The following is a 23621-nucleotide window of genomic DNA, read 5'->3' as shown; positions in this document are numbered from 1 at the left end:
GGCTTCCTCAGTCCTTGCCCCCGAACGCCGCGTCGAACGACGCGCTCGGCGGGTCGAAGTCGTACCGCTTCAGCGACGCCAGCGCCTCCGGGGCGCCCGCCAGGCGGTCCATGCCGGCGTCCTCCCACTCCACCGAGACCGGGCCCTCGTAGCCGATGGACCGCAGCATGCGGAAGACGTCCTCCCAGGGGACGTCCCCGTGGCCGGCCGAGACGAAGTCCCAGCCGCGGCGCGGGTCGCCCCAGGGCAGGTGGGAGCCGAGGCGGCCGTTGCGGCCGTCCAGGCGCTTGCGGGCCTCCTTGCAGTCCACGTGGTAGATACGGTCCCGGAAGTCGTACAGGAAGCCGACCGGGTCCAGGTCCTGCCAGACGAAGTGACTCGGGTCGAAGTTGAGGCCGAATGCGGGGCGGTGGTCCACGGCCTCCAATGCGCGGTGCGTGGTCCAGTAGTCGTACGCGATCTCGCTGGGGTGCACCTCGTGGGCGAAGCGCACGCCCTCCGCGTCGAAGACGTCCAGGACCGGGTTCCAGCGCTCGGCGAAGTCCTCGTAACCGCGCTCGATCATGTGCGGCGGGACCGGCGGGAACATCGCGACCAGGTGCCAGATCGAGGAGCCGGTGAAGCCGATGACGGTGTCCACGCCGAACGCTGCGGCGGCCCGCGCGGTGTCGGCGATCTCGGCGGCGGCCCGGCGGCGTACGCCTTCCGGTTCGCCGTCGCCCCAGATGCGGGCGGGCAGGATGGACTGGTGGCGTTCGTCGATGGGGTGGTCGCAGACGGCCTGGCCGACCAGGTGGTTGGAGATCGCCCAGCACTTCAGGCCGTACTTGTCGAGCAGTTGGCGTCGGCCGTCCAGGTACGCGGGGTCCGCGAGGGCCTTGTCGACCTCGAAGTGGTCGCCCCAGCAGGCGAGTTCGAGGCCGTCGTAGCCGAAGTCGCGGGCGTACCGGCAGACCTCCTCCAGGGGAAGGTCGGCCCACTGGCCGGTGAAGAGGGTGAAGGGGCGTGGCATGCGCGGGACCTCCTAGAGGGGTACGGGGGTGAGGACGGAGTTCTTGGCGGCGCTCTCCTCCACCGCCGCCAGCACCCGCTGCACCTGGAGGCCGTCCGCGAACGACGGGACGGGCGGGGTGCCCTCGGCGATGGCGCACACCACGTCGCGGGCCTGGTGGACGAAGGTGTGCTCGTAGCCGAGTGTGTGGCCCGGCGGCCACCACGCCTCCAGGTAGGGGTGTTCGGGCTCGGTGACGAGGACGCGCCGGAAGCCGGCCGTTGCGGCGGGTTCGGTGTGGTCGTGGAAGGACAGTTCGTTGAGGCGCTCCAGGTCGAAGGCGAGCGAGCCGCGCTCTCCGTTGATCTCCAGGCGCAGGGCGTTCTTGCGGCCGGCCGCCATCCGGGTCACCTCGAAGGACGCCAGGGCGCCGGAGGCGAGCCGCCCGCTGAACACGGCCGCGTCGTCCACCGTGACCGGGCCCGTTCCCCCGGCCGCCGCCCCGCCGCCGAGGCCCCCGGCCGGTCCGGCGGGCAGGGGGCGTTCGCGTACGAAGGTCTCGGTCAGCGCGGACACCGCGACGAGCGGCTCCCCCGCCAGGTACTGCGCGAGGTCCACGACGTGCGCGCCGAGGTCGCCGAGCGCGCCGGAGCCCGCGCGCTCCTTGTCGAGGCGCCAGGTCAGCGGGGCGGCGGGGTCGGTGAGCCAGTCCTGGAGGTAGACGGCGCGTACGTGGCGCAGGGCGCCCAGCCGGCCGTCGGCGATGAGCCGGCGGGCGTGGGCCAGGGCGGGCACCCGGCGGTAGTTGAAGCCGACGAAGGCCGACCGGCCCCGGGCGGCGGCGCGCTCGGCCGCCGCCGACATGGCCTCCGCCTCGGCCACGGTGTTGGCGAGCGGCTTCTCGCAGAGGACGTGCTTCCCGGCCTCCAGGGCGGCGACGGCGATCTCCGCGTGGCTGTCGCCGGGGGTGCAGATGTCGACCAGTTGCACGTCGTCGCGGGCGATCAGGGCGCGCCAGTCGGTCTCGGCGGCGGCCCACCCGTGCCGGCCGGCCGCGGCCTCGACGGCCGTGCGGTCGCGTCCGCAGATCGCGGCGAGTACCGGCCGGACCGGCAGGTCGAAGACGTGTCCGGCGGTGCGCCACCCCTGTGAGTGGGCAGCGCCCATGAACGCGTATCCGACCATGCCGATCCCGAGCGTCGGCGGCTCGGCCGTCTGCTGCTGCGTCTGATCCCTCTGGGCCATCCGGGGCTTCCTCCTCGTCGCTGGTTCGGCACGTGCGGTGTCCCCGACGGTCAGTTGAAGCCCGTCGGCAGGTACTGGTCGACGTTGTCCTTGGTGACGACGGCGGAGTAGAGGGTGAGGCTGGTGGGGATCTCCAGTTCGGCGAGTCCGGAGACGCCCTTGGACTGGCCGAGTGCGCGGGCCAGGTCGATGGCGGAGGCCGCCATGGTGGGCGGGTAGAGGACGGTGGCCTTCAGGACGCTGTTGTCGGCCTTGATGGCGTCCATCGCGGACTTGGCGCCGGCGCCGCCGACCATCAGGAACTCGTCGCGGCCGGCCTGCTGGATGGCGCGGAGCGCTCCCACTCCCTGGTCGTCGTCGTGGTTCCACAGGGCGTCGAACTTCTTCTGCGCCTGGAGGAGCTGCGCCATCTTCGCCTGGCCCGACTCCACGGTGAAATCGGCCGCCTGACGGGCCACCAGCTCGATGTTGGAGTAGTTCTTCAGCGCGTCGGCGAAGCCCTGGCTGCGCTGCTTGGTGAGCTCCAGGTTGTCGATGCCCGCGAGCTCCACGACCTTGGCGTTCTTCTTGTCCTTGAGCTGTTCGCCGATGTACGTGCCGGCGTTGAGGCCCATGCCGTAGTTGTCGCCGCCGACCCAGCAGCGGTAGGCCTGCGGGGACGCGAAGATCCGGTCGAGGTTGATGACGGGGATGCCCGCGCGCATGGCTTCCAGGCCGACCTGGGTGAGGGCCTTGCCGTCGGCCGGCAGGACGACCAGGACGTCGACCTTCTTGTTGATGAGGGTCTTGACCTGGCCGATCTGGGCGGCGGTGTCGTTGGAGCCCTCGGTGGTCTCCAGGGTGACCTCGGAGTACTTCTTCGCCCGGGACCTGGCGTTCTCGTTGATGGCGTTGAGCCAGCCGTGGTCGGCCTGTGGTCCGGCGAAGCCGATGGTGACGGGTGTGCCCGGCTTGTCGTCGGCGGCGGGCGCCCCGCTCTGCGCGGGGGCGTCCTTCTCCTTGGGGTCGTTGCTGGTGCAGGCGGTGAGGAAGGCGCCGGCGGAGACGGCGGCGGTGCCGAACAGGAGCCCTCTGCGACTGGTTTGCGGCATGGCTGTGGAACCCTTCGTCCGTTGGGTGGGTGCGGGGAGCGGTGCGGTGGATCGGTGGGTCAGGTCTCCGTACGGGAGGTGCGGCTCTGGACGAGGACGGCGGCGACGATGATCGCGCCCTTGGCGATCTGCTGGACATCGCTCTGCAGGTTGTTGAGGGCGAAGATGTTGGTGATCGTGGTGAAGATCAGGACGCCGAGGACGGAGCCGGTGATGGTGCCGCGTCCGCCGCTGAGGAGGGTGCCGCCGATGATCGCGGCGGCGATGGCGTCGAGTTCGTAGAGGTTGCCCGCGGTGTTCTGGCCGGAGCCGGACAGGATGATCAGCATGAAGGCCGCGATGCCGCAGCACAGCCCGGACAGCAGGTAGAGGTAGAGCCGTTGGCGGCGGACGTCGATGCCCGCGAGCCGGGCCGCTTCGGCGTTGCCGCCGATGGCGACGGTGCGGCGGCCGAAGGTCGTACGGTTCAGCAGCAGCCAGCCAGCGGCGGTGACCGCGGCGAAGATCAGGACGAGCGGCGGGATGCCGAGCACGTAGGAGTCCGGGAGCCCCAGGTCCAGCACCGACGTGACGGTCACGATCTGGGTCCTGCCGTCGGTGATCATGAGGGCCAGGCCGCGCGCGGAGGCGAGCATCGCCAGGGTCGCGATGAACGGCACCACCCTCCCGTACGCGATGAGCACCCCGTTGACCAGACCGGCGACGAGGCCGACGAGCACGGCGGTGAACAGGATGCCCGCGAAGCCGTACTCCTGTGTGGCCAGGGTGCTCGCCCAGACGGAGGCGAGGGCGACCATCGCGCCGACCGAGAGGTCGATGCCCCCGGAGGTGATGACGAGGGTGACGCCGACGGTGACGACGCCGATCACCGACGCCTGGGTCAGCACGAGTTGGAGGTTCCCGCTGTCCAGGAAGGCGTCCGGTTCGGTGATTCCGCCGACGGCCACCAGTACGGCGAGGATGCCGAGCAGGGTCAGGGTGTGGAGGTCCATGCGCGGTCCGGGGGCGCGCCGGGGTCCGGTCTTCTTCAGGACCACGGGTGCGGGGCCCTGGTCCGGCCCGCTCTGCGCGGTGGGAACGGGGTGGGTCATGGCGTCGGGCTCCCTTCCATCACGAGGTCGAGTACGCGGTGTTCGTCGAGGTCCGTGGCGTCGGCGGTGTGCACGACACGCCCCTCGCGCAGGACGAGCACCCGGTCGGCGAGGCCCAGCACTTCGGGCACTTCGCTGGAGACGAGCAGTACGGCGAGCCCTTCGTCGGCCAGCCTTCGGATCACGGCGTAGAGCTCGGCGCGGGCGCCGACGTCCACCCCGCGGGTCGGTTCGTCCAGCAGCAGGACCCGGCAGCCGCGCAGCAGCCAGCGGGCCAGGACCGCCTTCTGCTGGTTGCCGCCGGAGAGGGTGCGGACGGGGGTGTCCGGGTTGTCGGGGTGCAGCGAGAGGGTGCGGGTTGCGTCCCGGGCCGCGTTCCGCTCCGCCGCGCGGTCGAGCCAGCCGGCCCTGGAGTAGCGGGACAGGGTGGAGACCGAGACGTTACGGGTGACGGATTCGAGCATCAGCAGGGCCTGGGCCTTGCGTTCCTCGGGGGCGAGGCCGATGCCGGCGGCGACGGCGGCGCGCACGCTCCCGGGCCGCAGCGCCTTCCCCGCGACGGCGACCCGGCCGGCGGTGGCGCGGCGGGCGCCGTAGACGGTCTCCAGGATCTCCGAGCGCCCGGAGCCGACGAGTCCGGCGAGCCCGACGATCTCCCCCGGCCGCACCTCCAGGTCGACCGGGTCGAACTCCCCCTTCCTGGCGAGCCCTTCGACGGTGAGTACGGGGGCCGCGTCGGCGCGCCCGGTGGGCGGCGGGGTCCGGGGCGGGAACACGTACTCCACCTTGCGGCCGGTCATCAGCGCGACGATGTCGTGGGTCGGGGTGGTCCCGGCGGGCAGGCCGGCCGCGACGGCCCGGCCGTCCTTGAGGACGGTCACCCGGTCGCCGATGCGGCGGATCTCGTCGAGGCGGTGCGAGATGTAGACGACGGCGACGTCCTGGGCGGTCAGTGAGGCGATGATCCGGAAGAGGTTGTCGACCTCGTCGGGGTCGAGCGCGGCGGACGGCTCGTCCATCACGATGAGGCGCACGTCGTGGGAGAGCGCCCGGGCCATGGACACGATCTGCTGCTGGGCGGCGGAGAGTTCGCCGACGGGGCGGGCGGGGTCGATCTCCGGGTGGCCGAGCCGGGCCAGCAGGGCGGCGGCCCCGGTACGGGCCCGGCGGGCGCGGACGACGAAGCCGGCGCTGACGGGCTCGTGGCCGAGGAAGACGTTCTCCGCGACGGACAGGCCCCGGACCAGGTCGAGTTCCTGGTAGATGGTGGCGATCCCGAGGCGCATCGCGGCGAGCGGGGACTTGAGCACGGCCGGTGCGCCGGACCAGGTGATCTCGCCGTCGTCGGGCTGGTGGGCTCCGGCGAGGACCTTGATGAGGGTGGACTTGCCGGCCCCGTTCTGGCCGAGGAGGCAGTGCACCTCACCGGCGCGGACCTCCAGGTCCACGCCGTCGAGGGCGCGGACACCGGGGAAGGACTTGGTGATGCCGGACATGGTGAGCAGCGGTGGTCGCGGAGCCATGACGAAATCCCCTCGGCGGGCGGGGTGTGGGTGTGTGGGGCCGGCCGCTCGGGCGGGCCGCGCGGGTTCAGGCGGGTGAGAAGAGGTGGTCGCTGATGAGCCTGGCGCCGCCGGTGACTCCGGCGGCGGGTCCCAGCTCGCCCAGGACGATCGGAAGGTTGCCGGTGGCCAGCGGCAGGGAGCGCCGGTAGACCTGGGCCCGTACGGCGGCCAGCAGCGTGTGGCCGAGGCCGGTCACCCCGCCGCCGATCACCACCAGGGCGGGGTTGAAGAAGCTGACGAGGCCCGCGATGACCTGGCCGACGCGGTTGCCGCCCTCGCGGATCAGGAGGAGTGAGGTGGCGTCGCCGGCGGCCGCGGCGGCGGCCACGTCCGCGGCGGTGAGCCGGCCGGACGCCTCCAGCCGGGCCGCGAGCTCCTCGGACCGTCCGGCGCGGGCCGCGTCCTCGGCGTCCCGGGCCAGTGCGGCGCCGCTGAAGTGGGCTTCCAGGCAGCCCTTGTTGCCGCAGGCGCAGAGCCGGCCCCCGGGTTCGACCTGGATGTGGCCGATGTCGCCGGCGCTGCCAGTCGCGCCCCGGTGGACGGTGCCGCCGACGACGATGCCGCAGCCGATGCCCGTACCGATCTTGACGCAGAGGAAGTCGCCGACGGAACGGGCGACGCCCGCGTGCTGCTCCCCCAGGGCCATCAGGTTCACGTCGTTGTCGACCATGACCGGGCAGCCCAGTTCCTGGCTGAGTGCCTCGCGGACCGGGAAGCCGTCCCAGCCGGGCATGATCGGGGGTGCGACGGGGACGCCCTCGGGGAAGCGGACCGGTCCGGGGACGCCGATCCCGGCGCCGTCGAAGCTGTCGGCGAGCCCGGAGTCCCGGAGCTTCGCCGCCATGGACAGCACCTGCTCGAAGACCGCGACGGGCCCCTCGCGTACGTCCATGGGGTGGTTGAGGTGGCCCAGGACCTCCAGTTCCGCGTTGGTGACCGCCACGTCGACGGAGGTGGCGCCGATGTCGACGCCGAGGAAGCGCAGGTGCGGGGCGAGGCGGATGTTGTGCGAGCGGCGGCCGCCGCGTGAGGCGGCGAGTCCGTCGGCGACCACGAGGCCGGTCTCCAGCAGCCGGTCCACCTCGACGGCGAGCTTGGAGCGGGAGAGCTCGACCTGATCGCCCAGCTTCGCCCGGGAGTTGGGCCCACCGTCGCGCAACAGCTTGAGCAGTCGCGCCTGGTGGGCGTTCGCGGGTCGTGCCGTCATACGTCTCACGCGCCCCTCCCGCCTCGCCGGCCTGTCCGTCGGGCTTGGGAGGGGAACGTAGCAGCGGTTGCCGGGGCGGGGAAGAAGTCGCGCAGGAATCCGGCGAACTTTCTCCACTCCGAGGACAAAGGCTGCGCTACGGGCAGCTGATCACCTGTCCCGCGTAGCTGAGGTTGCCGCCGAAGCCGAAGAGGAGCACCGGCGCACCGCTGGGGATCTCGCCCCGCTCGACCAGCTTGGACAGGGCCATGGGGATGGAGGCGGCGGAGGTGTTGCCGGAGTCCACCACGTCGCGTGCGACGACGGCGTTGACCGCGCCGATCTTCCGGGCGACGGGCTCGATGATCCGCAGGTTGGCCTGGTGCAGGACGACGGCGGCCAGGTCCTCCGGAGTGAGCCCCGCCTTCTCGCACACCTTGCGGGCGATGGGGGGCAGCTGGGTGGTGGCCCAGCGGTAGACGGACTGGCCCTCCTGCGCGAAGCGCGGCGGGGTGCCCTCGATGCGGACGGCGTCCCCCATGCCGGGGACCGAACCCCACAGCACCGGTCCGACCCCGGGCCGCTCGGCGTCCTCCCGGTCGGCGACGACGACCGCGGCGCCGGCCCCGTCGCCCATGAGGACGCAGCTGGAGCGGTCGGTCCAGTCGACGATGTCGCCCATCTTGTCGGCACCGATGACCAGGGCGCGGGTGGCGGCGCCGGCGCGCAGGGCGTGGTCGGCGGTGGCGAGGGCGTGGGTGAAGCCGGAGCACACCACGTTGATGTCCATGACCGCGGGCGCCTCCATGCCGAGGCGGGCGGCGACCCGGGCCGACATGCTCGGCGAGCGGTCGATGGCGGTGGAGGTGGCGACCAGCACCAGGTCGATGTCGGCCGGCTGGAGACCCGCCGCGGCGAGGGCCTTGGCCGCCGCGTGCGCGGCCAGCTCGTCCACCGTCTCGTCGGGGCCGCCGATGTGGCGGGTCCGGATGCCGACGCGGCTGGTGATCCACTCGTCACTGGTGTCGACCATGGCCGCCAGGTCATGGTTGGTGAGCACCTTGGCGGGCTGGTAGTGGCCGAGCGCCACGACACGTGAGCCGGTCATAAACAAAGGTCCCCTCGCTCCATCTGTCAGGAACCAACCAGTCTTGGTCGCTACCGCCCGGTACGGGGGCAGGTGATCCCACAGGAATACCGGCTCCGGCTTGGAGGGCTCGACATCACCCGCCGGTGGTCCGGGACCTTTCCCTCCGGTTGCGGCGCCGCCCCGGGGCTGCGGGACAATGGCGGCGTCGGGGCGCACCGCCGGTACGTCCCAAGCTCCCACGCACAGAAAATCGGGTCCAACGGTCATGGGACGGGTCACCGAGCGCCGCCGCACCATCCGCATCCGGGACGGGGCCGTCTCCACCCGCCCCGACACCCTCGTCGCCGAGGAGCCCCTGGAGATCCGGCTGAACGGGAAGCCGCTCGCCATCACCATGCGCACACCGGGCGACGACTTCGCGCTGGCCGCGGGGTTCCTGGTCAGCGAGGGTGTGATCGGTGACCGGGCCGATGTGCGGTCGATCGTGTACTGCGCGGGCGCGACCGCCGACGGGGTCAACACGTACAACGTGGTGGACGTGGGGCTCGCGCCGGGCGTCGAGGTCCCCGACATCACGCTGGAGCGCAACGTCTACACGACGTCGTCCTGCGGGCTGTGCGGCAAGGCGAGCCTGGACGCCGTCCGCACCACGACCCGGCACCCCGTCGCCGACACTCCCCCGCTGCGGATCGAGCCCGCGCTGCTGTCGGCGCTCCCCGACCGGCTGCGGGCCTCCCAGCGGGTCTTCGACCGGACCGGGGGGCTGCACGCGGCGGCGCTGTTCTCGGAGACCGGCGAGCTGATGGACGTACGGGAGGACGTCGGCCGGCACAACGCGGTCGACAAGCTGGTGGGGCGGGCGCTGACCGACGGGCGGCTGCCGCTGTCCCGGTCGATCCTGCTGGTGTCCGGGCGGGCCTCGTTCGAGCTGGCGCAGAAGGCGGTGATGGCCGGCATACCCGTACTGGCGGCCGTCTCGGCGCCCTCGTCCCTCGCCGTGGACCTGGCCGCCGAGACGGGTCTGACGCTGGTCGGCTTCCTGCGGGGGCCGTCGATGAACGTGTACGCGGGTGAGCACCGCATCGCGCTGGACGCGGGTCAGACCACCGGCACGGTCTCCGGCGACACCGCCTCCTGACCGTCGCGGGCGCGCCGCCTGGCGATCACCGCGCAGACCATGAGCTGCATCTGGTGGAAGAGCATCAGCGGCAGCACGGCGAGGCTCGCCTGCGGGCCGAACAGCACGCTGGCCATGGGCAGCCCGGAGGCGAGGCTCTTCTTGGAGCCGGCGAACTGGATGGCGATGCGGTCCGCGCGCCCGAAGCCGAGCCGCTTCGCCCCGTGCCAGGTCAGCGTGAGCATCAGCGCGAGCAGGACCGCCTCGGCGGCGAGCAGGGCGCCGAGCCTGGCCGGGGTCACCTGGTGCCAGATGCCGGCGGCCATGCCCTCGCTGAAGGCCGTGTAGACGACGAGCAGGATCGAGCCCCGGTCGACCAGGCCGAGGATCCTGCGGTGCCGGGCGAGGAAGCCACCGATGCGGCGGCGCAGCAGCCGGCCCGCGACGAACGGCAGCAGCAGCTGGACCCCGATCTTCAGCAGGGCGTCGCCGGAGAACCCGCCGCCGCTGTCGCCGAGCAGCGCGGCGGCGAGCAGCGGGGTGAGGAAGATACCGGCGATCGACGAGAAGGAGCCGGCGCAGATCGCGGCGGGCACGTTGCCCCGGGCGATCGAGGTGAAGGCGATCGACGACTGGATGGTCGAGGGGACGAGGCACAGGAAGAGGAAGCCGCTCTGCAGCTGCGGCGACAGGACGTACGGCACCAGCCCCCTGCTCGCCAGCCCCAGCAGCGGGAAGACGGCGAAGGTGCAGGCCAGGACCGTGAGGTGGAGCCGCCAGTGCCGCAGGCCCTCCAGGGCCTCGGCGGTGGACAGGCGCGCCCCGTAGAGGAAGAAGAGGAGGGAGACCGCGCCGGTGGAGGCGCCGCCGGCCACATCGGCGGCCGCGCCCGAGGCCGGCAGCAGCGCGGCGAGGACGATGGTGCCTATCAGCGCCGCTATGTACGGGTCGGCCGGCAGCCAGGACGGCGGCTTCGGTATGCGGCGGCTCAGGTGCTTCACGCGTTCTTCCGTTCGGGTCGTGTCGTGCCCGGACCCATCCTGCGCGGGCGGGGCCCCGATCGGGAAATACGCCGGGTTGTCACCACCGTCACGGTCGGTGTGAGCGGGCATGGTGGGGTGCCGGGCGGGGGAGAATGCACGGGACGCCGCGGCCGGTGCCGGGCGGACCGAACCCACCGGACCGGCCACACCGGGACATAGCAGCCCACACCGGCAGTGCTCGCGGCGTACAGATTCGGTGGAGATTCCCGCGCGAGCCGCTTACTCCGCGGTCCCAAGCGCGCCCGAGCCTTGCCCATCTGGCCGGATTTCGGCCCCTGACCAGTGCAGATACCACGTGGTACGGACCGCTCCGGACCCTCCCGCGCAGACGCCCGGTGGGGTAGCGTCGCGGCGCTGTGCAGCACCCCTAGGAGCAGGTCATTGCGCGAGTTCACTGTCCCACCCATGGCGGCCGCGCCCCTCGTGGGCGGCCTCGCCGACGTGGTGTTCGACCATGCCGAAGAGGAGCCGAACCGGGTCGCGCTCGGCCGAAAAGATGCGGACGGGCGCTGGCAGGACGTCACGTCCGCCGCGTTCCGCGACGAGGTGCTGGCGCTGGCCAGGGGGCTGATCGCGCACGGGGTGCGGTTCGGCGACCGGGTCGCCCTGATGTCGCGTACGCGCTACGAGTGGACCCTGTTCGACTTCGCGCTGTGGGCGGTCGGCGCGCAGTCCGTGCCGGTCTACCCGACGTCCTCGGCCGAGCAGGTGCTCTGGATGCTGCACGACGCCGAGGTGTCGGCGGTCATGGTGGAGCACGAGGACCACGCGATGACGGTGGCCTCGGTCATCGACCGGCTGCCGCAGCTGAAGCGGCTGTGGCAGCTGGACGCGGGCGCGGTCGCGGAGCTGGTGGAGGCGGGCGCGCACGTCGAGGACGAGGTGGTGCACCGGCACCGGCGGGCGGTGACCCCGGAGTCGGTGGCGACCGTCATCTACACCTCGGGCACCACGGGCCGCCCCAAGGGCTGTGTCCTCACGCACGCCAATTTCATGTTCGAGACGGACACCATGGCCTCGCGCTGGGAGGCGGTCTTCCACTCCAGACCGGGTGACGAAGCGGCGACGCTGCTCTTCCTGCCGCTGGCGCACGTCTTCGGGCGGATGGTGGAGGTCACCGCGATCCGGGGCCGGGTCAAGCTCGGGCACCAGCCGGAGCTGTCGGCGAAGGCCCTGATGCCGGACCTGGTCTCGTTCCGTCCCACCTTCATCCTGGCGGTCCCGTACATCTTCGAGAAGGTCTTCAACGCGGCCCGGCGCAAGGCCGAGGCGGAGGGCCGGGCGGGGCCGTTCGACAAGGCCGTCGACATCGCGGTGAAGTACGCGGAGGCGATGGAGGCGCGGGCGTTCGGCACCGGTCCCGGGCCGTCGGCCGGGCTGCGGATGCAGCACCAGTTCTTCGACAAGGTCGTCTACAAGAAGGTCCGCGACGCGATGGGGGGCCGCATCCGGCACGCCATGTCGGGCGGCTCGGGCATGGAGCGCAGCCTCGGGCTGTTCTTCGCGGGCGCCGGGGTGACGGTGTACGAGGGCTACGGGCTGACCGAGACGACGGCGGCGGCCACCGCGAACCCCCCGGAGCGCACCCGGTACGGCACGGTCGGGCAGCCGATCCCCGGCACGACGGTGCACATCGCGGAGGACGGCGAGGTGTGGGTGTACGGAAGCCATGTGTTCGGCGGGTATCTCGGCGACCCGAAGGCCACCGACGCGGTGCTCAACGACGGCTGGCTGGCGACCGGGGACCTGGGCGCGCTGGACGAGGACGGATACCTGACGATCACCGGGCGGAAGAAGGAGATCCTGGTGACGTCCGGCGGCAAGAGCGTGTCGCCGGCCGCCCTGGAGGAACGGGTGCGGGCGCATCCGCTGGTGGCGCAGTGCATCGTCGTCGGCAACGACCGGCCCTATGTCGCGGCGCTGGTCACCGTCGACCAGGAGGCGGTGGAGCACTGGCTCACGATGCAGGGGCGGCAGACGCTGTCGCCGGGCGAGCTGGTGCGCGACCCGGACCTGGAGATGGAGGTGCGCCGGGCGGTGGTGGCGGCGAACACCGCGGTCTCGCAGGCGGAGTCCATCCGCACGTTCCGCATCCTGGCGCACCAGTTCAGCGAGCAGCACGGGCTGCTCACGCCCTCGCTGAAGCTGAAGCGCAAGGCGATCGAGACGGCGTACGAGGCCGAGGTGGACGCACTGTACCGCTGACCGGACGATTGGGCGGGGTCGCCGGGAATGTGTGGGCGCGCTTGATCGTTGACGTGGGGAGTCCCACCCCTCAACGTTAGGATGCTCTGCTCGTGAGCCAGGTCCCCTCCCTCACCCTCAACAACGGCGTCGAGATGCCCCAGCTCGGGTTCGGAGTCTGGCAGGTGCCGGACGACGAGGCGGCGAAGGCGGTCGCCACCGCCATCGAGTCCGGGTACCGCAGCATCGACACCGCCGCGATCTACAGGAACGAGACGGGTACGGGCAAGGCCATCGCCGCCTCCGGCGTCGCCCGCGACGAGCTGTTCGTGACCACCAAGCTCTGGAACAGCGAGCAGGGTTACGACTCGACGCTGCGCGCCTTCGACACCTCGCTGGACAAGCTGGGCCTCGACTACGTCGATCTGTACCTGATCCACTGGCCGGTGCCGGCCAAGGACGCGTACGTCGACACCTACCGGGCGTTCGAGAAGATCCACGCCGACGGCCGCGCGAAGGCCATCGGTGTGTCGAACTTCCTCCCGGAGCACCTGGAGCGCCTCCTCGGTGAGACCTCCGTGGTGCCGGTGCTCAACCAGATCGAGCTGCACCCGCAGCTCCAGCAGGCCGAGTCCCGCGCCCTGCACGCCAAGCACGGCATCCTCACCGAGGCCTGGTCGCCGCTGGGCTCCGGCAAGGGCCTGCTGGAGGTCCCCACGGTCCTCGCGGTCGCGCGCAAGCACGGCCGTACGCCGGCGCAGGCGGTGCTCCGCTGGCACCTGCAGACGGGCAACGTGGTGATCCCGAAGTCCGTGACGCCGTCGCGGATCGCGGAGAACATCGACGTGTTCGACTTCGAGCTGGACGCCGACGACCTGGCCGCGTTCACCGCGCTGGACGAGGGCAAGCGGCTCGGCCCTAACCCGGGCGAGTTCAACGCCGGCGCCTGACCGCCCGCCCCGACCGTACGGAACCGCCGCCCTGCTCGTTCGCGAGCCGGGGCGGCGGTTTCGTCGTGCACGGGGACGGCTCAGGCGCGCCGGCCCAGGTGGAGGGTGCGGGCGAGGAGCAGGAAGACGTCGGGGCGCCGGTGCAGTCCGGCCGGGTCCTCGGGGTCCAGGAGCCGGTCGAGCACGGCGATGTCCTCGGCGCCGAGGTGGTCGCGCAGCCCGTCGCGGCGGCGGGTGAAGTCCGCGATCACCTGTTCGCGCGCCGCGTCGCCGAGGGGTGCCGGCAGGTCGAGCAGGAAGCTGCGGGTGCCCTGCGGGGTGAGGCCCGCGGCACCGAACAGGGCGGCCCAGTCCTCCACCTCGCGCCGACCGTCGGGCAGTTCGGCGCGCATCCGCTGGAAGAGTTCCGCCTCGGCGGCCTCCATCCGGGCTTCGAGTCCGGGGTTGCCGAAGCCGAGGTCCCGCGGGAGCTGCCGGGCCTGGAGCCCGCCCTCGACGAGGGCGACGGTGCCGCCGGGGCGCAGCAGCTCGCCGAGTCCGGCCAGGGCGGCGCGCTGGTCGCCCAGGTGGTGCAGGGTGTTGCCGGCCCAGATCAGGTCGGCCTCGCCCAGCCCGGGAAGCCCTTCGGGAAGGGTGGCGTGCAGGGTGGTGACGCGGTCGTCGAGCCCGAGCCGCCGCGCGCGTTCCCGGGTGCGCTCCAGGAGGGCGGGGGTGCCGTCGACGGCGACGACCTCCGCGTCCGGGAAGACCTCGGCGAGCAGGCACGCGACGACGCCGGGTCCGGCGCCGATGTCCAGCACGCGGCGGACGTTCGGCGCGGTGGGGAGGGCGGCGATCCAGCGGGCGGCCTCGGTGTACTGCGCGCTGCTGAGTTCGGCGTTCCGCTCCAGGAGCGGGGCCATGACGTCCCAGTCGGGTTCGGCCCCGCCGTGGTGGTTGCCGTGCGCGGGGCGCTCGTGGTGCAGGCCCTGGTGGCCGTGCTGGTGTCCGTGGCCGGAGTGGTTGCTCATGACTCCAGCGTCACCACATCCGGCTCACCGCGCAAAGTTCCTTGCTGTTCCGGCAAGCCGCTGCCCTTGCGGTACTCCTGCGGGCTGACGCCACGCACGCGCTTGAAGGCGGTGCTGAACGCGAACGCCTGGCTGTAGCCCACCTTGCGGGCCACGGCCTCGACCGTCGCGTCGGTCTCCCGCAGCAGGTCGGCCGCGACCGCGAGGCGGCGGCCGGTGAGGTAGGCCATCGGGGGCTCCCCCACCAACTCGGTGAACCGCCGGGCGAGCGCGGCCCGCGAGACGCCCGCCTTCGCGGCCAGCCCGGCGACCGTCCAGGGGTGTGCGGGCTCGTCGCGCAGCAGGCGGAGCGCCTGGCCGACGACCGGGTCGCCCATGGCCGTGTACCAGGCCGGGGGCTCGGCGCCGGGGCGGGAGAACCAGGTGCGCAGTGCGTCGACGAGGAGGAGGTCCAGGAGCCGGTCAAGCATCAGGCTCTGGCCCGGCTCGTCGCGCGCGATCTCGTCGCCGAGCAGCGCGAGGATCGGTCCGGTGCGGCCGCCCGCCGGGAGGACGAGCAGCGGGGGCAGGGCGTCGAGCAGCCGGCCGCTGATCTCGCCGTCGAGGAGGTAGGTGCCGACGAGCACGGCCGCCGAGCCGTCGAGGGCGTTGCCCCAGGTCCGGACGCCGAGCTCCATGGACTGGGAGAGGGGTTCCCCGCGCAGGGTGGCGCAGCTGCCGCCGGGGCCGATGCGGGCGCGTGGTTCGGTGTCGGGGCGGTCGGCGACGGTGTACGGCTGCGGGCCGCGGGCCACGGCGAGGTCGCCGGGGCGCAGCAGGACGGGCTCGGTGTCCCCGTCGGGCACGATCCACGCCTCGCCGGCGGTCACCGCCATCAGGCAGAGCGGGGCGCGGTCCTCGATCCGGACGGACCAGGGCGGCTCCATCACCATCCGCAGGAGTAACGCCCCGCGGGCCCGGGGCCCGTCCAACAGTTCGGCCAGTGCGTCCATGGCAGCAGCGTAGACGCAGGCGTAGGGAGCCGAGAGCCTCGGGGATGGAGGCGGCGGGAGGGTCCGGGAGAACCTGGGGTCATGACGGAAGAGACGCGCAACACGACACAGGAATCCACCGGCACGGGCCTGGTGCTGGTGACGAGCGGGACGGGCAAGACGGGGCGCCGGGTGGTGGAACGGCTGACCGCGCGGGGTGTGCCGGTGCGGGTGGGTTCGCGCCGGAGCGAGATCCCCTTCGACTGGTCGGACGAGTCGGGATGGGAGGCGGCGCTGAGCGGTGCGGAGGCGGCTTACGTCGCGTACGTCCCCGACCTGGGAGCTCCCGGGGCGCCCGCGGCCATGACCGCGTTCGGGCAGGTGGCACGGCGGTGCGGGGTGCGCCGGCTGGTGCTGCTCTCGGGGCGGGGCGAGCCGGACGCGGCGGCCGCGGAGGAGGCGCTGCGCGCGGCTGCCGGTGACGCCGGACTGACGGTGCTGCGCTCGGCGTTCTTCACCCAGAACTTCAGCGAGGGCGCCATGCTGGACGGGGTGCTCGGCGGGGAACTGGTGTTCCCGGCGGGCGACACCGCCGAGCCGTTCGTCGACGCGGACGACCTGGCCGATGTGGCGGCGGCCGCGCTGTGCGGGGAGGGCGTCGGGGGCCCGGTCGTGGAGCTGACCGGCCCGCGGGCGCTGACCTTCACGGAGGTGGCCGCGGAGATCGCCGCGGCGACGGGCCGCGAGGTCCGCTATGTGGCGCTGACGGGCGCCGAGTACGAGGAGATGCTCGTCGGGTTCGGCGCGCCGAGGGAGGAAGCGGCCTTCCTGGCGGGGCTGTTCACCTTCCTGCTCGACGGGCACAACGCGGCGGTCACGGACGGCGTGAAGCGTGTGCTGGGCCGCGACCCGAAGTCGTTCACCGAGTACGCGGAGGAGGCGGCCCGGGAGGGCTTCTGGACCGTACGGCCGTGACGCGGCGGGGCGGCGGCCGGATCGCCCGGTCGTCGCCCCCCGGCTCAGCCGTCCGCCCGACGGCGGAAGGCCAGCAGCCGGTACTCCGGGTCGGCGCGCCGCCGCTCCTGGTCCGGGAGGGTTTCCAGGGTCCGGGCGAGGTCTTCGGCGGCCTCGCCCGGCAGGGCCAGACGCGAGGCGTAGTAGCCGCGGCGCACGGCGCGGGCCGCGCTCTGCGGGGTGCGGCCCTGTCCGTGGCCGGGGAAGAACGCGTCCCCGGCCACGTCCAGGCCGGCTTCGGCCGCGTACGCGACGACCAGGTCCGTACCGTCGGACGGGGTCGGCACCAGGTACGGGGTGAACGCCTCGTCGATGTCGCTGCCCACGTCGTGGGAGGCGTCCTTGTCCACGGTGGTGACGAACACCCCGCCCGGCCGCAGCACCCGCGCGGCCTCGGCCACCACCGCCCGGACCGCGCCCTCCTCGCGCAGCAGGTGCAGCAGCCAGACCGCGGTGACCGCGTCCACCGCCGCGTCGGGCAGGGGCAGTCGGCGGGCGTCGGCGAGCACGACGGCGCGGACGCGGTCCCGGGCGACGCGGGCCATGCCGTGCGAGGCGTCGGACCCGGTCACCCGCAGTCCGGGGCGGCCGGCGGCGATCCGGCCGGTGACCAGGCCCGTGCCGCAGCCGATGTCCAGCAGCGAGCGGGCGGTGTCCGGCACCAGGGTGAGCACGGCGGCGGCCGCCGCCTCGGCGCGGGGAAGCCCGCCGCGCGTGGCGTCGTAGACGGCGGCTTCTCTGTCGTAGTCCAGGATCATCGGGGGCGACTCCAGGCCATGTGCCGGCATTCCGGTGTGCGAACTACAGGTCTACACCAACGACGTATTGCCGTGCGGCCACAGGGGCCATAACGTGCGCTGATGGAGCTGGAGTTGCGGCATCTGCGAACCGTACGTGCCATCGCCGACACCGGCAGCCTGACCAAGGCCGCCACCGCGCTGGGCCTCGCGCAGCCCGCGCTCAGCGCGCAGCTGCGGCGGATCGAGAAGGCGCTCGGCGGCCCGCTGTTCGACCGGGACCACACGGGCGCGCGGGCGACCCCGCTGGGCGAACTGGTGCTGGAGCGGGCCCGGGTGGTGCTGCCCGCCGTCAGCGAGCTCCAGGAGGAGGCGGTGCGGTTCGCCAACGCGATGGGGACCGTGGAGCGGTTCCGGCTGGGCGGCACGCACGGGCCGCTGCTCGGTGGGCTCGTCGACCGGCTGGCCACCGCGTACCCTGCCGCGCCGGTGTCCACGTACACCTCCTGGTCGGTGGACGAGATCGCCTCGCAACTGGTGGACGGGCGGCTGGACTTCGCGCTCATCGGGACCTGTGGCGAGAGCGCGCCGCCGGACGCGGACCGGCTGGAGTGGCAGGTCGTCGGGATCGACCCGGTCTTCGTGATGCTGCCCGAGTCCCATCCGCTGGCCGGCCGGGCCGAGTTGGAGCTGTCCGAACTGGCCGACGAGTGCTGGGCGGACGTGCCGGGCGACGGCTGCTTCGCGGACTGTTTCGTCGCGGCGTGCGCCCGGGCCGGCTTCAGCCCGGCGTCGGTCTACGAGACGGACACGACGTCCGTCGTCCATCTCGTCCAGGTGGGGCGGGCGGTCGGGCTGTGCCGGGCGACGTTCCCGCCGACCCCGGGGGTGGTGACGCGTCCGATCGGCGGGGCGCCGCTCAGCTGGCGCCATCTGCTGGGCCGGCACCCGCGCTCGGCCGCCGCGTCGGCGGCGGCCGGGGCGGTGAGCGGGCACACCCGGGCGGCGTACGCCCAGGCGGTGGAGCGCAGCGAGAGCTACACGCGGTGGCTCGCCACGCACCCCGGCTTCGGCGCCGCCTCCTGAGCGACTACTTCGCGCCGTGCCCCGGCGCCACCGCCGCGACCCGGGCGGCCAGGCCGAGGTCCTTCTCGGTGACCTTGCCGCCCGCGTCGTGGGAGTTCACGGCCAGAGCGACCGTGTTGTACCCGAGCGTCAGGTCGCTGTGGTGGTTCAGCTCGTCCTGGATCGCGGCGACGTGCACCGCGAGCGCGGCGGCGGCGAAGTGCGAGGGCAGCCGGTAGGTGCAGCCGATCCGGTCGCCCTCCAGCGACCATCCCGGCAGTTCGCGCAGCCGGTCCTCGATCTCTTTCTGCGGCAGCGGTGCGGCGGGCATGGGGCGGCTCCCTCACTGGTGGTCGATGCCGGTCGGCGGTGCCGGTGACGTTACGGTCTCCGTATGACAACTGTCGCGCCCGACACGGGGGTAGGGCCGCTGCTGCGCAGCTGGCGGGAGCGGCGCCGGATCAGTCAGCTGGAGCTCGCGCTGCGGGCCGGCTCGTCGGCGCGGCACATCTCGTTCATCGAGACGGGCCGTTCCCGTCCCAGCGAGGAGATGGTGCTGCGGCTGGCCGAGCATCTGGAGGTGCCGGTCCGGGAGCGCAACGCCCTGCTGGTGATGGCGGGTTACGCCCCGCACTACGCGGAGACCGCGCTCGACGACCCGGCGATGGGGGCACTACGGGACGGCCTCGACCGGCTGCTGCGGGGCTACGACCCGTATCCCGCGTTCGTCGTGGACGGGACGTACACGGTGGTGGCGGCCAATCAGGGGATGACCCGGCTGCTGGAGGGCGTGCCGGACCATCTCCTCGCCCCGCCGCTGAACGCGATGCGCCTCACGCTGCACCCGGCGGGCCTGGCCCCGCGCATCCTGAACCTGCGCGCGTGGCGGGCGGACCTCCTCGCGCAGATGGAGCGCCAGATCGCACTGGTCCGTTCGGCGGAGCTGCGCGAGCTGTACGAGGAGGTCGCGGGCTATCCCGTACCGGCGGGCCCGGACGGGGAGCGGGACTGGCAGCCGCCCTCGGCGTCCGTGCCGTTCGCCCTGCCGTTGGTGATCGAGCACGACGGGCGGGTGCTGTCGTTCGTCGCCTCCATCGCGACGTTCAACACGCCGATGGACGTCACGGTGGCGGAACTGGCCATCGAGACGCTGCTGCCGGCCGACCCGGGCACCGCCGCGTATCTGCGCTCACTCCTGCCCTGAGGACGGGCCGGGCCCGTGTCCGCCGGTACGGGAGACACGGGCCCGTACACGTCACACCCGTGCGCCGTTGTCGTGCGGATCGCGGCGTCCGGCGCCCTGCCCGGCGCGCGGGGCCCGGGTGCGGGCGGGCGGCGGGGCCTTGCTGGTGCGTTCCAGCAGCAGCGCGGCCGGTACGGCGGTCATCACCGAGGAGTATGTCCCCACGACGATGCCGATCAGCAGGGCCAGCGCGAAGTCCGCCAGCGAGTCGCCGCCGAGCACGGCGAGGGCGGTGAGGATGAACAGGGCGCCCATCCCGGTGTTCACCGTCCGGGGCACGGTCTGCAGGACCGCCCGGTTCGCCACCTCCGCGAGGGGTTTCCTGCGGGCCTTCGCCCACAGCTCCCGCACCCGGTCGAAGACGACGACGGAGTCGTTGACGGAGTACCCGATAACGGTGAGGAGGGCCGCCAGGAAAATGCCGTCGACGGTGCGTCCCAGCCAGGCGAACGTCCCGATCAGGATGATCACGTCGTGCGCCAGCGCCCCGACCGAGGCGACGGCGAACGTCCAGCGGAACCGGATCGCCAGATAGGCCAGTTGTACGAGTACGGCGATGGCCAGGGCGATCAGCGCGTTGCGCCGCAGTTCGTCGCCGAGACTGGGGCCGATCAGCTCGTCGCGGACCTTGGTGGTCTCGCCGCCCTCGGCGGCCAGCGCGGCCCGCAGCGCGTGTTCGTCGTCGTTGTCGAGGTCCCCGGTGCGCACGGAGATGTCGCCCGCGCCCGCCGTGGTCACCTCCGCGTCGCCGAACCCGGCCCCCGCGAGGGCGGAGCGCGCGGTCTCGACGTCCACGGGGCGGCTGGTGGAGTACTCGACGAGGCGCCCGCCGGTGAACTCGACGCCGAAGTTCACCCCGCGCACCACGATGCCCGCGACGGCCACCGCGATCAGGACGGCGGAGAGCGTCAGCCAGCGGCGCGGGTAGCGCATCGGCTGCGGTTCGCGCCGGGTGAGCCAGGTCCGCACCCGGCCCGGGATCGCGATGCCGTTGAGGCCCCGGAAGTCGGCGACGAACCGGGAGCGGGCCGCGATCTCGGTGAGGGCGCGGGCGATGACGAGCGCGGAGAACATCGAGGCCAGGACACCGATGGCGAGTGTGACGCCGAAGCCCTTGACCGGTCCGGAGCCGAGGAAGAACAGCAGCCCGGCCGCGATGAGCGTCGTCACGTTGGAGTCGGCGACGGCGCTCCAGGCCCCCTTGAACCCGGCGGTGAGGGAGGACCGCAGGCTCTTGCCGGGGCGTCCCGCGTACTCCTCCCTGGCCCGTTCGAAGACCAGCACGTTCGCGTCGACGGCCATGCCGATGGCCAGTACGAATCCGGCGAGCCCCGGCAGGGTGAGTGTGACACCGAGTGCGACGAGGGCCGCGTACGAGATCACGCCGTAGGCGCCGAGCGCGACGGCTGCGAGCGCGCCGAACAGGCGGTAGACGAGGGTGATGAAGAGGGCGGTGGCCGCCGCGCCGATCAGGGCGGCCCGCGCGCTGGCGTCGATCGCGGCGGCGCCGAGCGTCGGGCCGACCGTCCGCTGCTCGACGATCTCGACGGGCACGGGCAGGGCGCCGCCCTCGATCAGAAGGGCGAGTTCGCGGGCCTCGTCCGCGCTGAAGGAGCCGGTGATCTGCGTGGAGCCGGAGGGCAGGCCCGTATCGCAGGAGACGGTCGGCGAGACCTGTGGCGAGGAGATCACCTGCTTGTCGAGGACGATGGCGACCCGGCGCCGCTCGTCCTGGACCGGGTGGCAGGCCGCCTCCCCGGTCAGCCGGGTCCAGTCGCGGCCGGCGTCCTTGTGGAAGTCGAGCGAGACGGTCCAGCCGGCGCCCTGCTGGGCGTCGAACGAGGCGGACGCCTCCTTGACCCCGGCGCCGGAGAGCGCGGCGGGGCCGAGGGCCAGTTCGCGGCCCTGTTCGTCGGGGAGGGTCAGCCCCTTGGTGTCATCGGCCGCCGGCCCGCCCGGGCCCTGGACGGCGTGGAAGGTCAGCTGGGCTGTCTTGCCGATGACCTCGGCGGCCTTGCGGGGGTCCTGGACGTCCGGGAGCTCGACGATGATCCGGTCCTCGCCGGACCGGGTCAGGGTCGGTTCCGTCACCCCGAGCGAGTCGATGCGCCGGCGCAGCACCTCCAGGGTGCGGTCGGTGCTCTCGCGGTCGGCCTTCGCGGTGTCGGAGTCCTCGGCCTGGAGCACCATGCGGGTGCCGCCCTGGAGATCGAGGCCGAGTCTGGGTGACATGGTCAGCGTGATGAGCACGGAGACGAGCAGCACGGCCGCAGCCAGAACCGCCCGCACCGTGGTGGCGCGCGTCATTGCGGGTTTCCTCCGAGGGGCGCCGGGCACCCCCGCCACGGCTGGTGCCGCGACCGGCAAAGCTTGCCGGGAGGGGCACTAGGACGGCGAGAACGGCACGGCGTCGATGGTGTGCGGGACCGGGAAGCGGTCCCTGGGCCGGTGGACACCGCCACTCGGAGGCCCGCGCACGCCGGGGAGCGCCACGCGCAGGCGCTGCGCGGCGGAGACGGATGCGGTGCGGCCGGACCAGGGGACGGGAAGCGGCGGGGGTACGGCTGCCGGGCACGGGACGAACCCGCCGGGGCCCGGCGGGGGCAGCTGATGTGCGGTACGGAGGTGCTCGGCGGCGGCCCATGGGGTGTTGTGCGGCCCGCGGTCGGCGGTGGCGGGGGGTTCGACGGCGGGCCGGGGCGCGGCGGGTGCGTCGGCCGCGGCGGGTGCGGCCGGCCGTGCGGCGGTCGCGGTGCGTACGGGGAGGGCGGGGACCGTCGTCGCGAGCGTCGCGGGGAGCGTTGCCGTGGCGCGTACGGGGAGCCCCGCACCCGCCGCCGCGGGTGCGCCGCCGGCCAGGGTGAGCACGGCGAGGAGCAGCGCGACGAGATACCGCCGCGCGGCGGGTCCGCGTCGGCGGCGTGACCGGGCACGTGCTGCGGTGAGCGACGCCCGCGAAGCGGGAACGCGCTCGGGGGGCGACCCGGCACGCGCCCCCGCAGGCGACGCCCACGCGCCGCGTACCCGTTCGTCCGGCCGGCTTCCGGGGGCCGCGTTCCCCGGGGGCGGCCCCGGGAGGGGGGTCACCCGGATCGACCGGGGAGTGCGGGCGCCCCGGTGTGGCGGAGCACGGAGCTGAGGATCAGCCCCGCACCGCGCACCACCGTGGTCGCGGGGTCGTCCGTGAGCCGGACCGGGACGCCGAGGCGGACCGCTATCCGATTGGTGACGTCCGGGCGCAGCGCACCGCCTCCGGCGAGCAACGGACCCCTGCGCAGGGCGCCGAGCAGCGCGCCGTGCCGGTCCTGCCGCCACATGGCCATGACCATGTCCAGGACGGCGCGGACGACGGCGGTGGGCCGCTCGCCCGGTTCCAGGTCGCTGAGCCCGGTCTCGGCGAGACGCGCGTCGCGCACCATGCCGTCGACGAGCAGGGTCGCCTCGGTCAGCTCGGCGCCGACGTCGACGACGAGGAGTGGGCCGCCGTCTCCCGGTCCGGCGCAGGCCGCGGCGGCCCTGGCGCTGTCCAGGACGATGACGTCCGACGGGCCGAGCGTGCGGAGCACGTCCCGGGCGGCGTCGCGGTGTCCGGGACCGGCGAGGACGGGGTGGCTGAGGACGATGACCGCGTCCTCGCGGCGGTCGCCCAGGGCCCGGTCGGCGATGCGGGCCAGCATGCGGCCGCAGGAGTCCGGGTCGACGATCCGGCCGCGCCGGACGGGCCGGCCGTGGCCGTACTCACCGCTCTCCTCGCCGCCGGTGTCCGCGACGACGCCCAGTCCGGGCACCCAGGCGCGGGTCCGTGAGCTGCCGAGGTCGAGGGCCAGGCCGCGGGTGGCGCCCCCGAAGTGCCGGTGGACGGGGCGGTCGTGCCGCCGTCCGTCGCGCAAAGAACGCATCGCCCCTCACCCCCGGCACGCAGCCGCGGCCGTACACACCCAGTGACCCGCTGATCGCGAGGCATGGCCGAGCCCTCACTATGCAATAGGTAGGCAAAGAAAGCCACTCCCAAGCAAAATCGAAGGGCT

The 23621-nt window shown here is 73.2% G+C and carries 21 protein-coding genes; 6 read left to right on the top strand and 15 right to left on the bottom strand.

Going from position 1 to position 23621, the window contains the following annotated elements:
- Positions 1–7 precede the first annotated feature (7 nt).
- The 7 genes from OG242_RS28415 to OG242_RS28385 all read right to left on the bottom strand — a co-directional run bounded on the left by OG242_RS28415 (position 8) and on the right by OG242_RS28385 (position 8277).
- Positions 8–1012 (bottom strand): sugar phosphate isomerase/epimerase family protein, encoded by a 1005-nt coding sequence (locus tag OG242_RS28415; protein ID WP_405900865.1) that lies wholly within the window; start codon positions 1010–1012, stop codon positions 8–10.
- A 12-nt stretch (positions 1013–1024) separates the two neighbouring features.
- On the bottom strand, positions 1025–2236 hold the full coding sequence (locus tag OG242_RS28410; RefSeq protein WP_405900864.1) for a Gfo/Idh/MocA family protein: 1212 nt from the start codon (positions 2234–2236) through the stop codon (positions 1025–1027).
- Positions 2237–2286: 50 nt separating this feature from the next.
- Complete coding sequence (locus OG242_RS28405) at positions 2287–3327, bottom strand: substrate-binding domain-containing protein (protein ID WP_405900863.1); 1041 nt, start codon at positions 3325–3327, stop codon at positions 2287–2289.
- A gap of 59 nt (positions 3328–3386) precedes the next feature.
- Positions 3387–4418 (bottom strand): ABC transporter permease, encoded by a 1032-nt coding sequence (locus tag OG242_RS28400; protein ID WP_405900862.1) that lies wholly within the window; start codon positions 4416–4418, stop codon positions 3387–3389.
- Positions 4415–5941, bottom strand: a complete 1527-nt coding sequence (locus OG242_RS28395; protein WP_405900861.1) for a sugar ABC transporter ATP-binding protein — start codon at positions 5939–5941, stop codon at positions 4415–4417. The genes OG242_RS28400 and OG242_RS28395 overlap by 4 nt, the downstream gene beginning before the upstream one ends.
- A 67-nt stretch (positions 5942–6008) precedes the next feature.
- Complete coding sequence (locus tag OG242_RS28390) at positions 6009–7190, bottom strand: ROK family protein (protein WP_405900860.1); 1182 nt, start codon at positions 7188–7190, stop codon at positions 6009–6011.
- A 136-nt stretch (positions 7191–7326) separates the two neighbouring features.
- On the bottom strand, positions 7327–8277 hold the full coding sequence (locus OG242_RS28385) for a beta-ketoacyl-ACP synthase III (RefSeq protein WP_405900859.1): 951 nt from the start codon (positions 8275–8277) through the stop codon (positions 7327–7329).
- A gap of 247 nt (positions 8278–8524) precedes the next feature.
- On the opposite strand from OG242_RS28385, the gene fdhD reads away from it, so the two are divergent.
- Positions 8525–9397 carry a formate dehydrogenase accessory sulfurtransferase FdhD gene (fdhD, locus tag OG242_RS28380; RefSeq protein WP_405900858.1) on the top strand — a complete coding sequence of 291 codons (873 nt, stop codon included), beginning with the start codon at positions 8525–8527 and terminating at the stop codon, positions 9395–9397.
- Here the strand turns inward: fdhD and OG242_RS28375 are convergent.
- Positions 9358–10368: a bile acid:sodium symporter family protein gene (locus OG242_RS28375; protein ID WP_405901747.1), complete on the bottom strand. Its 1011-nt coding sequence runs from the start codon at positions 10366–10368 to the stop codon at positions 9358–9360. The genes fdhD and OG242_RS28375 overlap by 40 nt on opposite strands.
- Positions 10369–10824: 456 nt before the next feature.
- On the opposite strand from OG242_RS28375, the gene OG242_RS28370 reads away from it, so the two are divergent.
- Both OG242_RS28370 and OG242_RS28365 read left to right on the top strand, forming a co-directional pair.
- Complete coding sequence (locus OG242_RS28370; RefSeq protein WP_405900857.1) at positions 10825–12624, top strand: AMP-dependent synthetase/ligase; 1800 nt, start codon at positions 10825–10827, stop codon at positions 12622–12624.
- Between the two features lie 92 nt (positions 12625–12716).
- Positions 12717–13553 carry an aldo/keto reductase gene (locus tag OG242_RS28365; protein ID WP_405900856.1) on the top strand — a complete coding sequence of 279 codons (837 nt, stop codon included), beginning with the start codon at positions 12717–12719 and terminating at the stop codon, positions 13551–13553.
- An 80-nt stretch (positions 13554–13633) separates the two neighbouring features.
- On the opposite strand, the gene OG242_RS28360 is transcribed toward OG242_RS28365, so the two are convergent.
- Both OG242_RS28360 and OG242_RS28355 read right to left on the bottom strand, forming a co-directional pair.
- Positions 13634–14563, bottom strand: coding sequence for a class I SAM-dependent methyltransferase (locus tag OG242_RS28360; protein WP_405900855.1), 930 nt, complete (start codon positions 14561–14563; stop codon positions 13634–13636).
- The gene (locus OG242_RS28355) at positions 14560–15555 is read right to left on the bottom strand and encodes an AraC family transcriptional regulator (RefSeq protein WP_405900854.1); all 996 of its coding nucleotides are present in this window, start codon (positions 15553–15555) and stop codon (positions 14560–14562) included. Before OG242_RS28355 ends, OG242_RS28360 begins: the two co-directional genes overlap by 4 nt.
- A gap of 81 nt (positions 15556–15636) precedes the next feature.
- On the opposite strand from OG242_RS28355, the gene OG242_RS28350 reads away from it, so the two are divergent.
- Positions 15637–16509 carry an NmrA family transcriptional regulator gene (locus tag OG242_RS28350; protein WP_405900853.1) on the top strand — a complete coding sequence of 291 codons (873 nt, stop codon included), beginning with the start codon at positions 15637–15639 and terminating at the stop codon, positions 16507–16509.
- Between the two features lie 44 nt (positions 16510–16553).
- Here the strand turns inward: OG242_RS28350 and OG242_RS28345 are convergent, their stop codons facing one another.
- Positions 16554–17303 carry a class I SAM-dependent methyltransferase gene (locus OG242_RS28345; protein ID WP_405901746.1) on the bottom strand — a complete coding sequence of 250 codons (750 nt, stop codon included), beginning with the start codon at positions 17301–17303 and terminating at the stop codon, positions 16554–16556.
- A gap of 105 nt (positions 17304–17408) precedes the next feature.
- On the opposite strand from OG242_RS28345, the gene OG242_RS28340 reads away from it, so the two are divergent.
- Positions 17409–18371, top strand: a complete 963-nt coding sequence (locus OG242_RS28340) for a LysR substrate-binding domain-containing protein (protein ID WP_405900852.1) — start codon at positions 17409–17411, stop codon at positions 18369–18371.
- Between the two features lie 4 nt (positions 18372–18375).
- Here OG242_RS28340 and OG242_RS28335 read toward each other — a convergent pair whose 3' ends face one another.
- Positions 18376–18681, bottom strand: a complete 306-nt coding sequence (locus tag OG242_RS28335) for a 4a-hydroxytetrahydrobiopterin dehydratase (RefSeq protein WP_405900851.1) — start codon at positions 18679–18681, stop codon at positions 18376–18378.
- Between the two features lie 63 nt (positions 18682–18744).
- Between OG242_RS28335 and OG242_RS28330 the strand changes: the two genes are divergently transcribed.
- Positions 18745–19554 carry a helix-turn-helix domain-containing protein gene (locus tag OG242_RS28330; RefSeq protein WP_405900850.1) on the top strand — a complete coding sequence of 270 codons (810 nt, stop codon included), beginning with the start codon at positions 18745–18747 and terminating at the stop codon, positions 19552–19554.
- A gap of 51 nt (positions 19555–19605) precedes the next feature.
- Here the strand turns inward: OG242_RS28330 and secD are convergent, their stop codons facing one another.
- The 3 genes from secD to OG242_RS28315 all read right to left on the bottom strand — a co-directional run bounded on the left by secD (position 19606) and on the right by OG242_RS28315 (position 23492).
- Complete coding sequence (secD, locus tag OG242_RS28325; RefSeq protein ID WP_405900849.1) at positions 19606–21900, bottom strand: protein translocase subunit SecD; 2295 nt, start codon at positions 21898–21900, stop codon at positions 19606–19608.
- A gap of 78 nt (positions 21901–21978) precedes the next feature.
- Positions 21979–22461, bottom strand: coding sequence for a hypothetical protein (locus OG242_RS28320; protein WP_405900848.1), 483 nt, complete (start codon positions 22459–22461; stop codon positions 21979–21981).
- A 215-nt stretch (positions 22462–22676) separates the two neighbouring features.
- Complete coding sequence (locus tag OG242_RS28315; protein WP_405900847.1) at positions 22677–23492, bottom strand: rod shape-determining protein; 816 nt, start codon at positions 23490–23492, stop codon at positions 22677–22679.
- Positions 23493–23621: the final 129 nt, after the last annotated feature.

The sequence above is a fragment of the Streptomyces sp. NBC_00727 genome, from assembly GCF_045161745.1.
Classification (GTDB): domain Bacteria; phylum Actinomycetota; class Actinomycetes; order Streptomycetales; family Streptomycetaceae; genus Streptomyces.
This window is presented reverse-complemented; position numbering and strand designations above follow the sequence as displayed.

Coding starts and splice junctions, on each gene's coding strand:
- OG242_RS28355 (WP_405900854.1), bottom strand. CDS start 15,555: ATGGACGCACTGGCCGAACTGTTGGACGGGCCCCGGGCCCGCGGGGCG.
- OG242_RS28370 (WP_405900857.1), top strand. CDS start 10,825: ATGGCGGCCGCGCCCCTCGTGGGCGGCCTCGCCGACGTGGTGTTCGAC.
- fdhD (WP_405900858.1), top strand. CDS start 8,525: ATGGGACGGGTCACCGAGCGCCGCCGCACCATCCGCATCCGGGACGGG.
- OG242_RS28415 (WP_405900865.1), bottom strand. CDS start 1,012: ATGCCACGCCCCTTCACCCTCTTCACCGGCCAGTGGGCCGACCTTCCC.
- OG242_RS28335 (WP_405900851.1), bottom strand. CDS start 18,681: ATGCCCGCCGCACCGCTGCCGCAGAAAGAGATCGAGGACCGGCTGCGC.
- OG242_RS28395 (WP_405900861.1), bottom strand. CDS start 5,941: ATGGCTCCGCGACCACCGCTGCTCACCATGTCCGGCATCACCAAGTCC.
- OG242_RS28330 (WP_405900850.1), top strand. CDS start 18,745: ATGACAACTGTCGCGCCCGACACGGGGGTAGGGCCGCTGCTGCGCAGC.
- secD (WP_405900849.1), bottom strand. CDS start 21,900: ATGACGCGCGCCACCACGGTGCGGGCGGTTCTGGCTGCGGCCGTGCTG.
- OG242_RS28350 (WP_405900853.1), top strand. CDS start 15,637: ATGACGGAAGAGACGCGCAACACGACACAGGAATCCACCGGCACGGGC.
- OG242_RS28410 (WP_405900864.1), bottom strand. CDS start 2,236: ATGGCCCAGAGGGATCAGACGCAGCAGCAGACGGCCGAGCCGCCGACG.
- OG242_RS28400 (WP_405900862.1), bottom strand. CDS start 4,418: ATGACCCACCCCGTTCCCACCGCGCAGAGCGGGCCGGACCAGGGCCCC.
- OG242_RS28390 (WP_405900860.1), bottom strand. CDS start 7,190: ATGACGGCACGACCCGCGAACGCCCACCAGGCGCGACTGCTCAAGCTG.
- OG242_RS28315 (WP_405900847.1), bottom strand. CDS start 23,492: ATGCGTTCTTTGCGCGACGGACGGCGGCACGACCGCCCCGTCCACCGG.
- OG242_RS28405 (WP_405900863.1), bottom strand. CDS start 3,327: ATGCCGCAAACCAGTCGCAGAGGGCTCCTGTTCGGCACCGCCGCCGTC.
- OG242_RS28340 (WP_405900852.1), top strand. CDS start 17,409: ATGGAGCTGGAGTTGCGGCATCTGCGAACCGTACGTGCCATCGCCGAC.
- OG242_RS28385 (WP_405900859.1), bottom strand. CDS start 8,277: ATGACCGGCTCACGTGTCGTGGCGCTCGGCCACTACCAGCCCGCCAAG.
- OG242_RS28360 (WP_405900855.1), bottom strand. CDS start 14,563: ATGAGCAACCACTCCGGCCACGGACACCAGCACGGCCACCAGGGCCTG.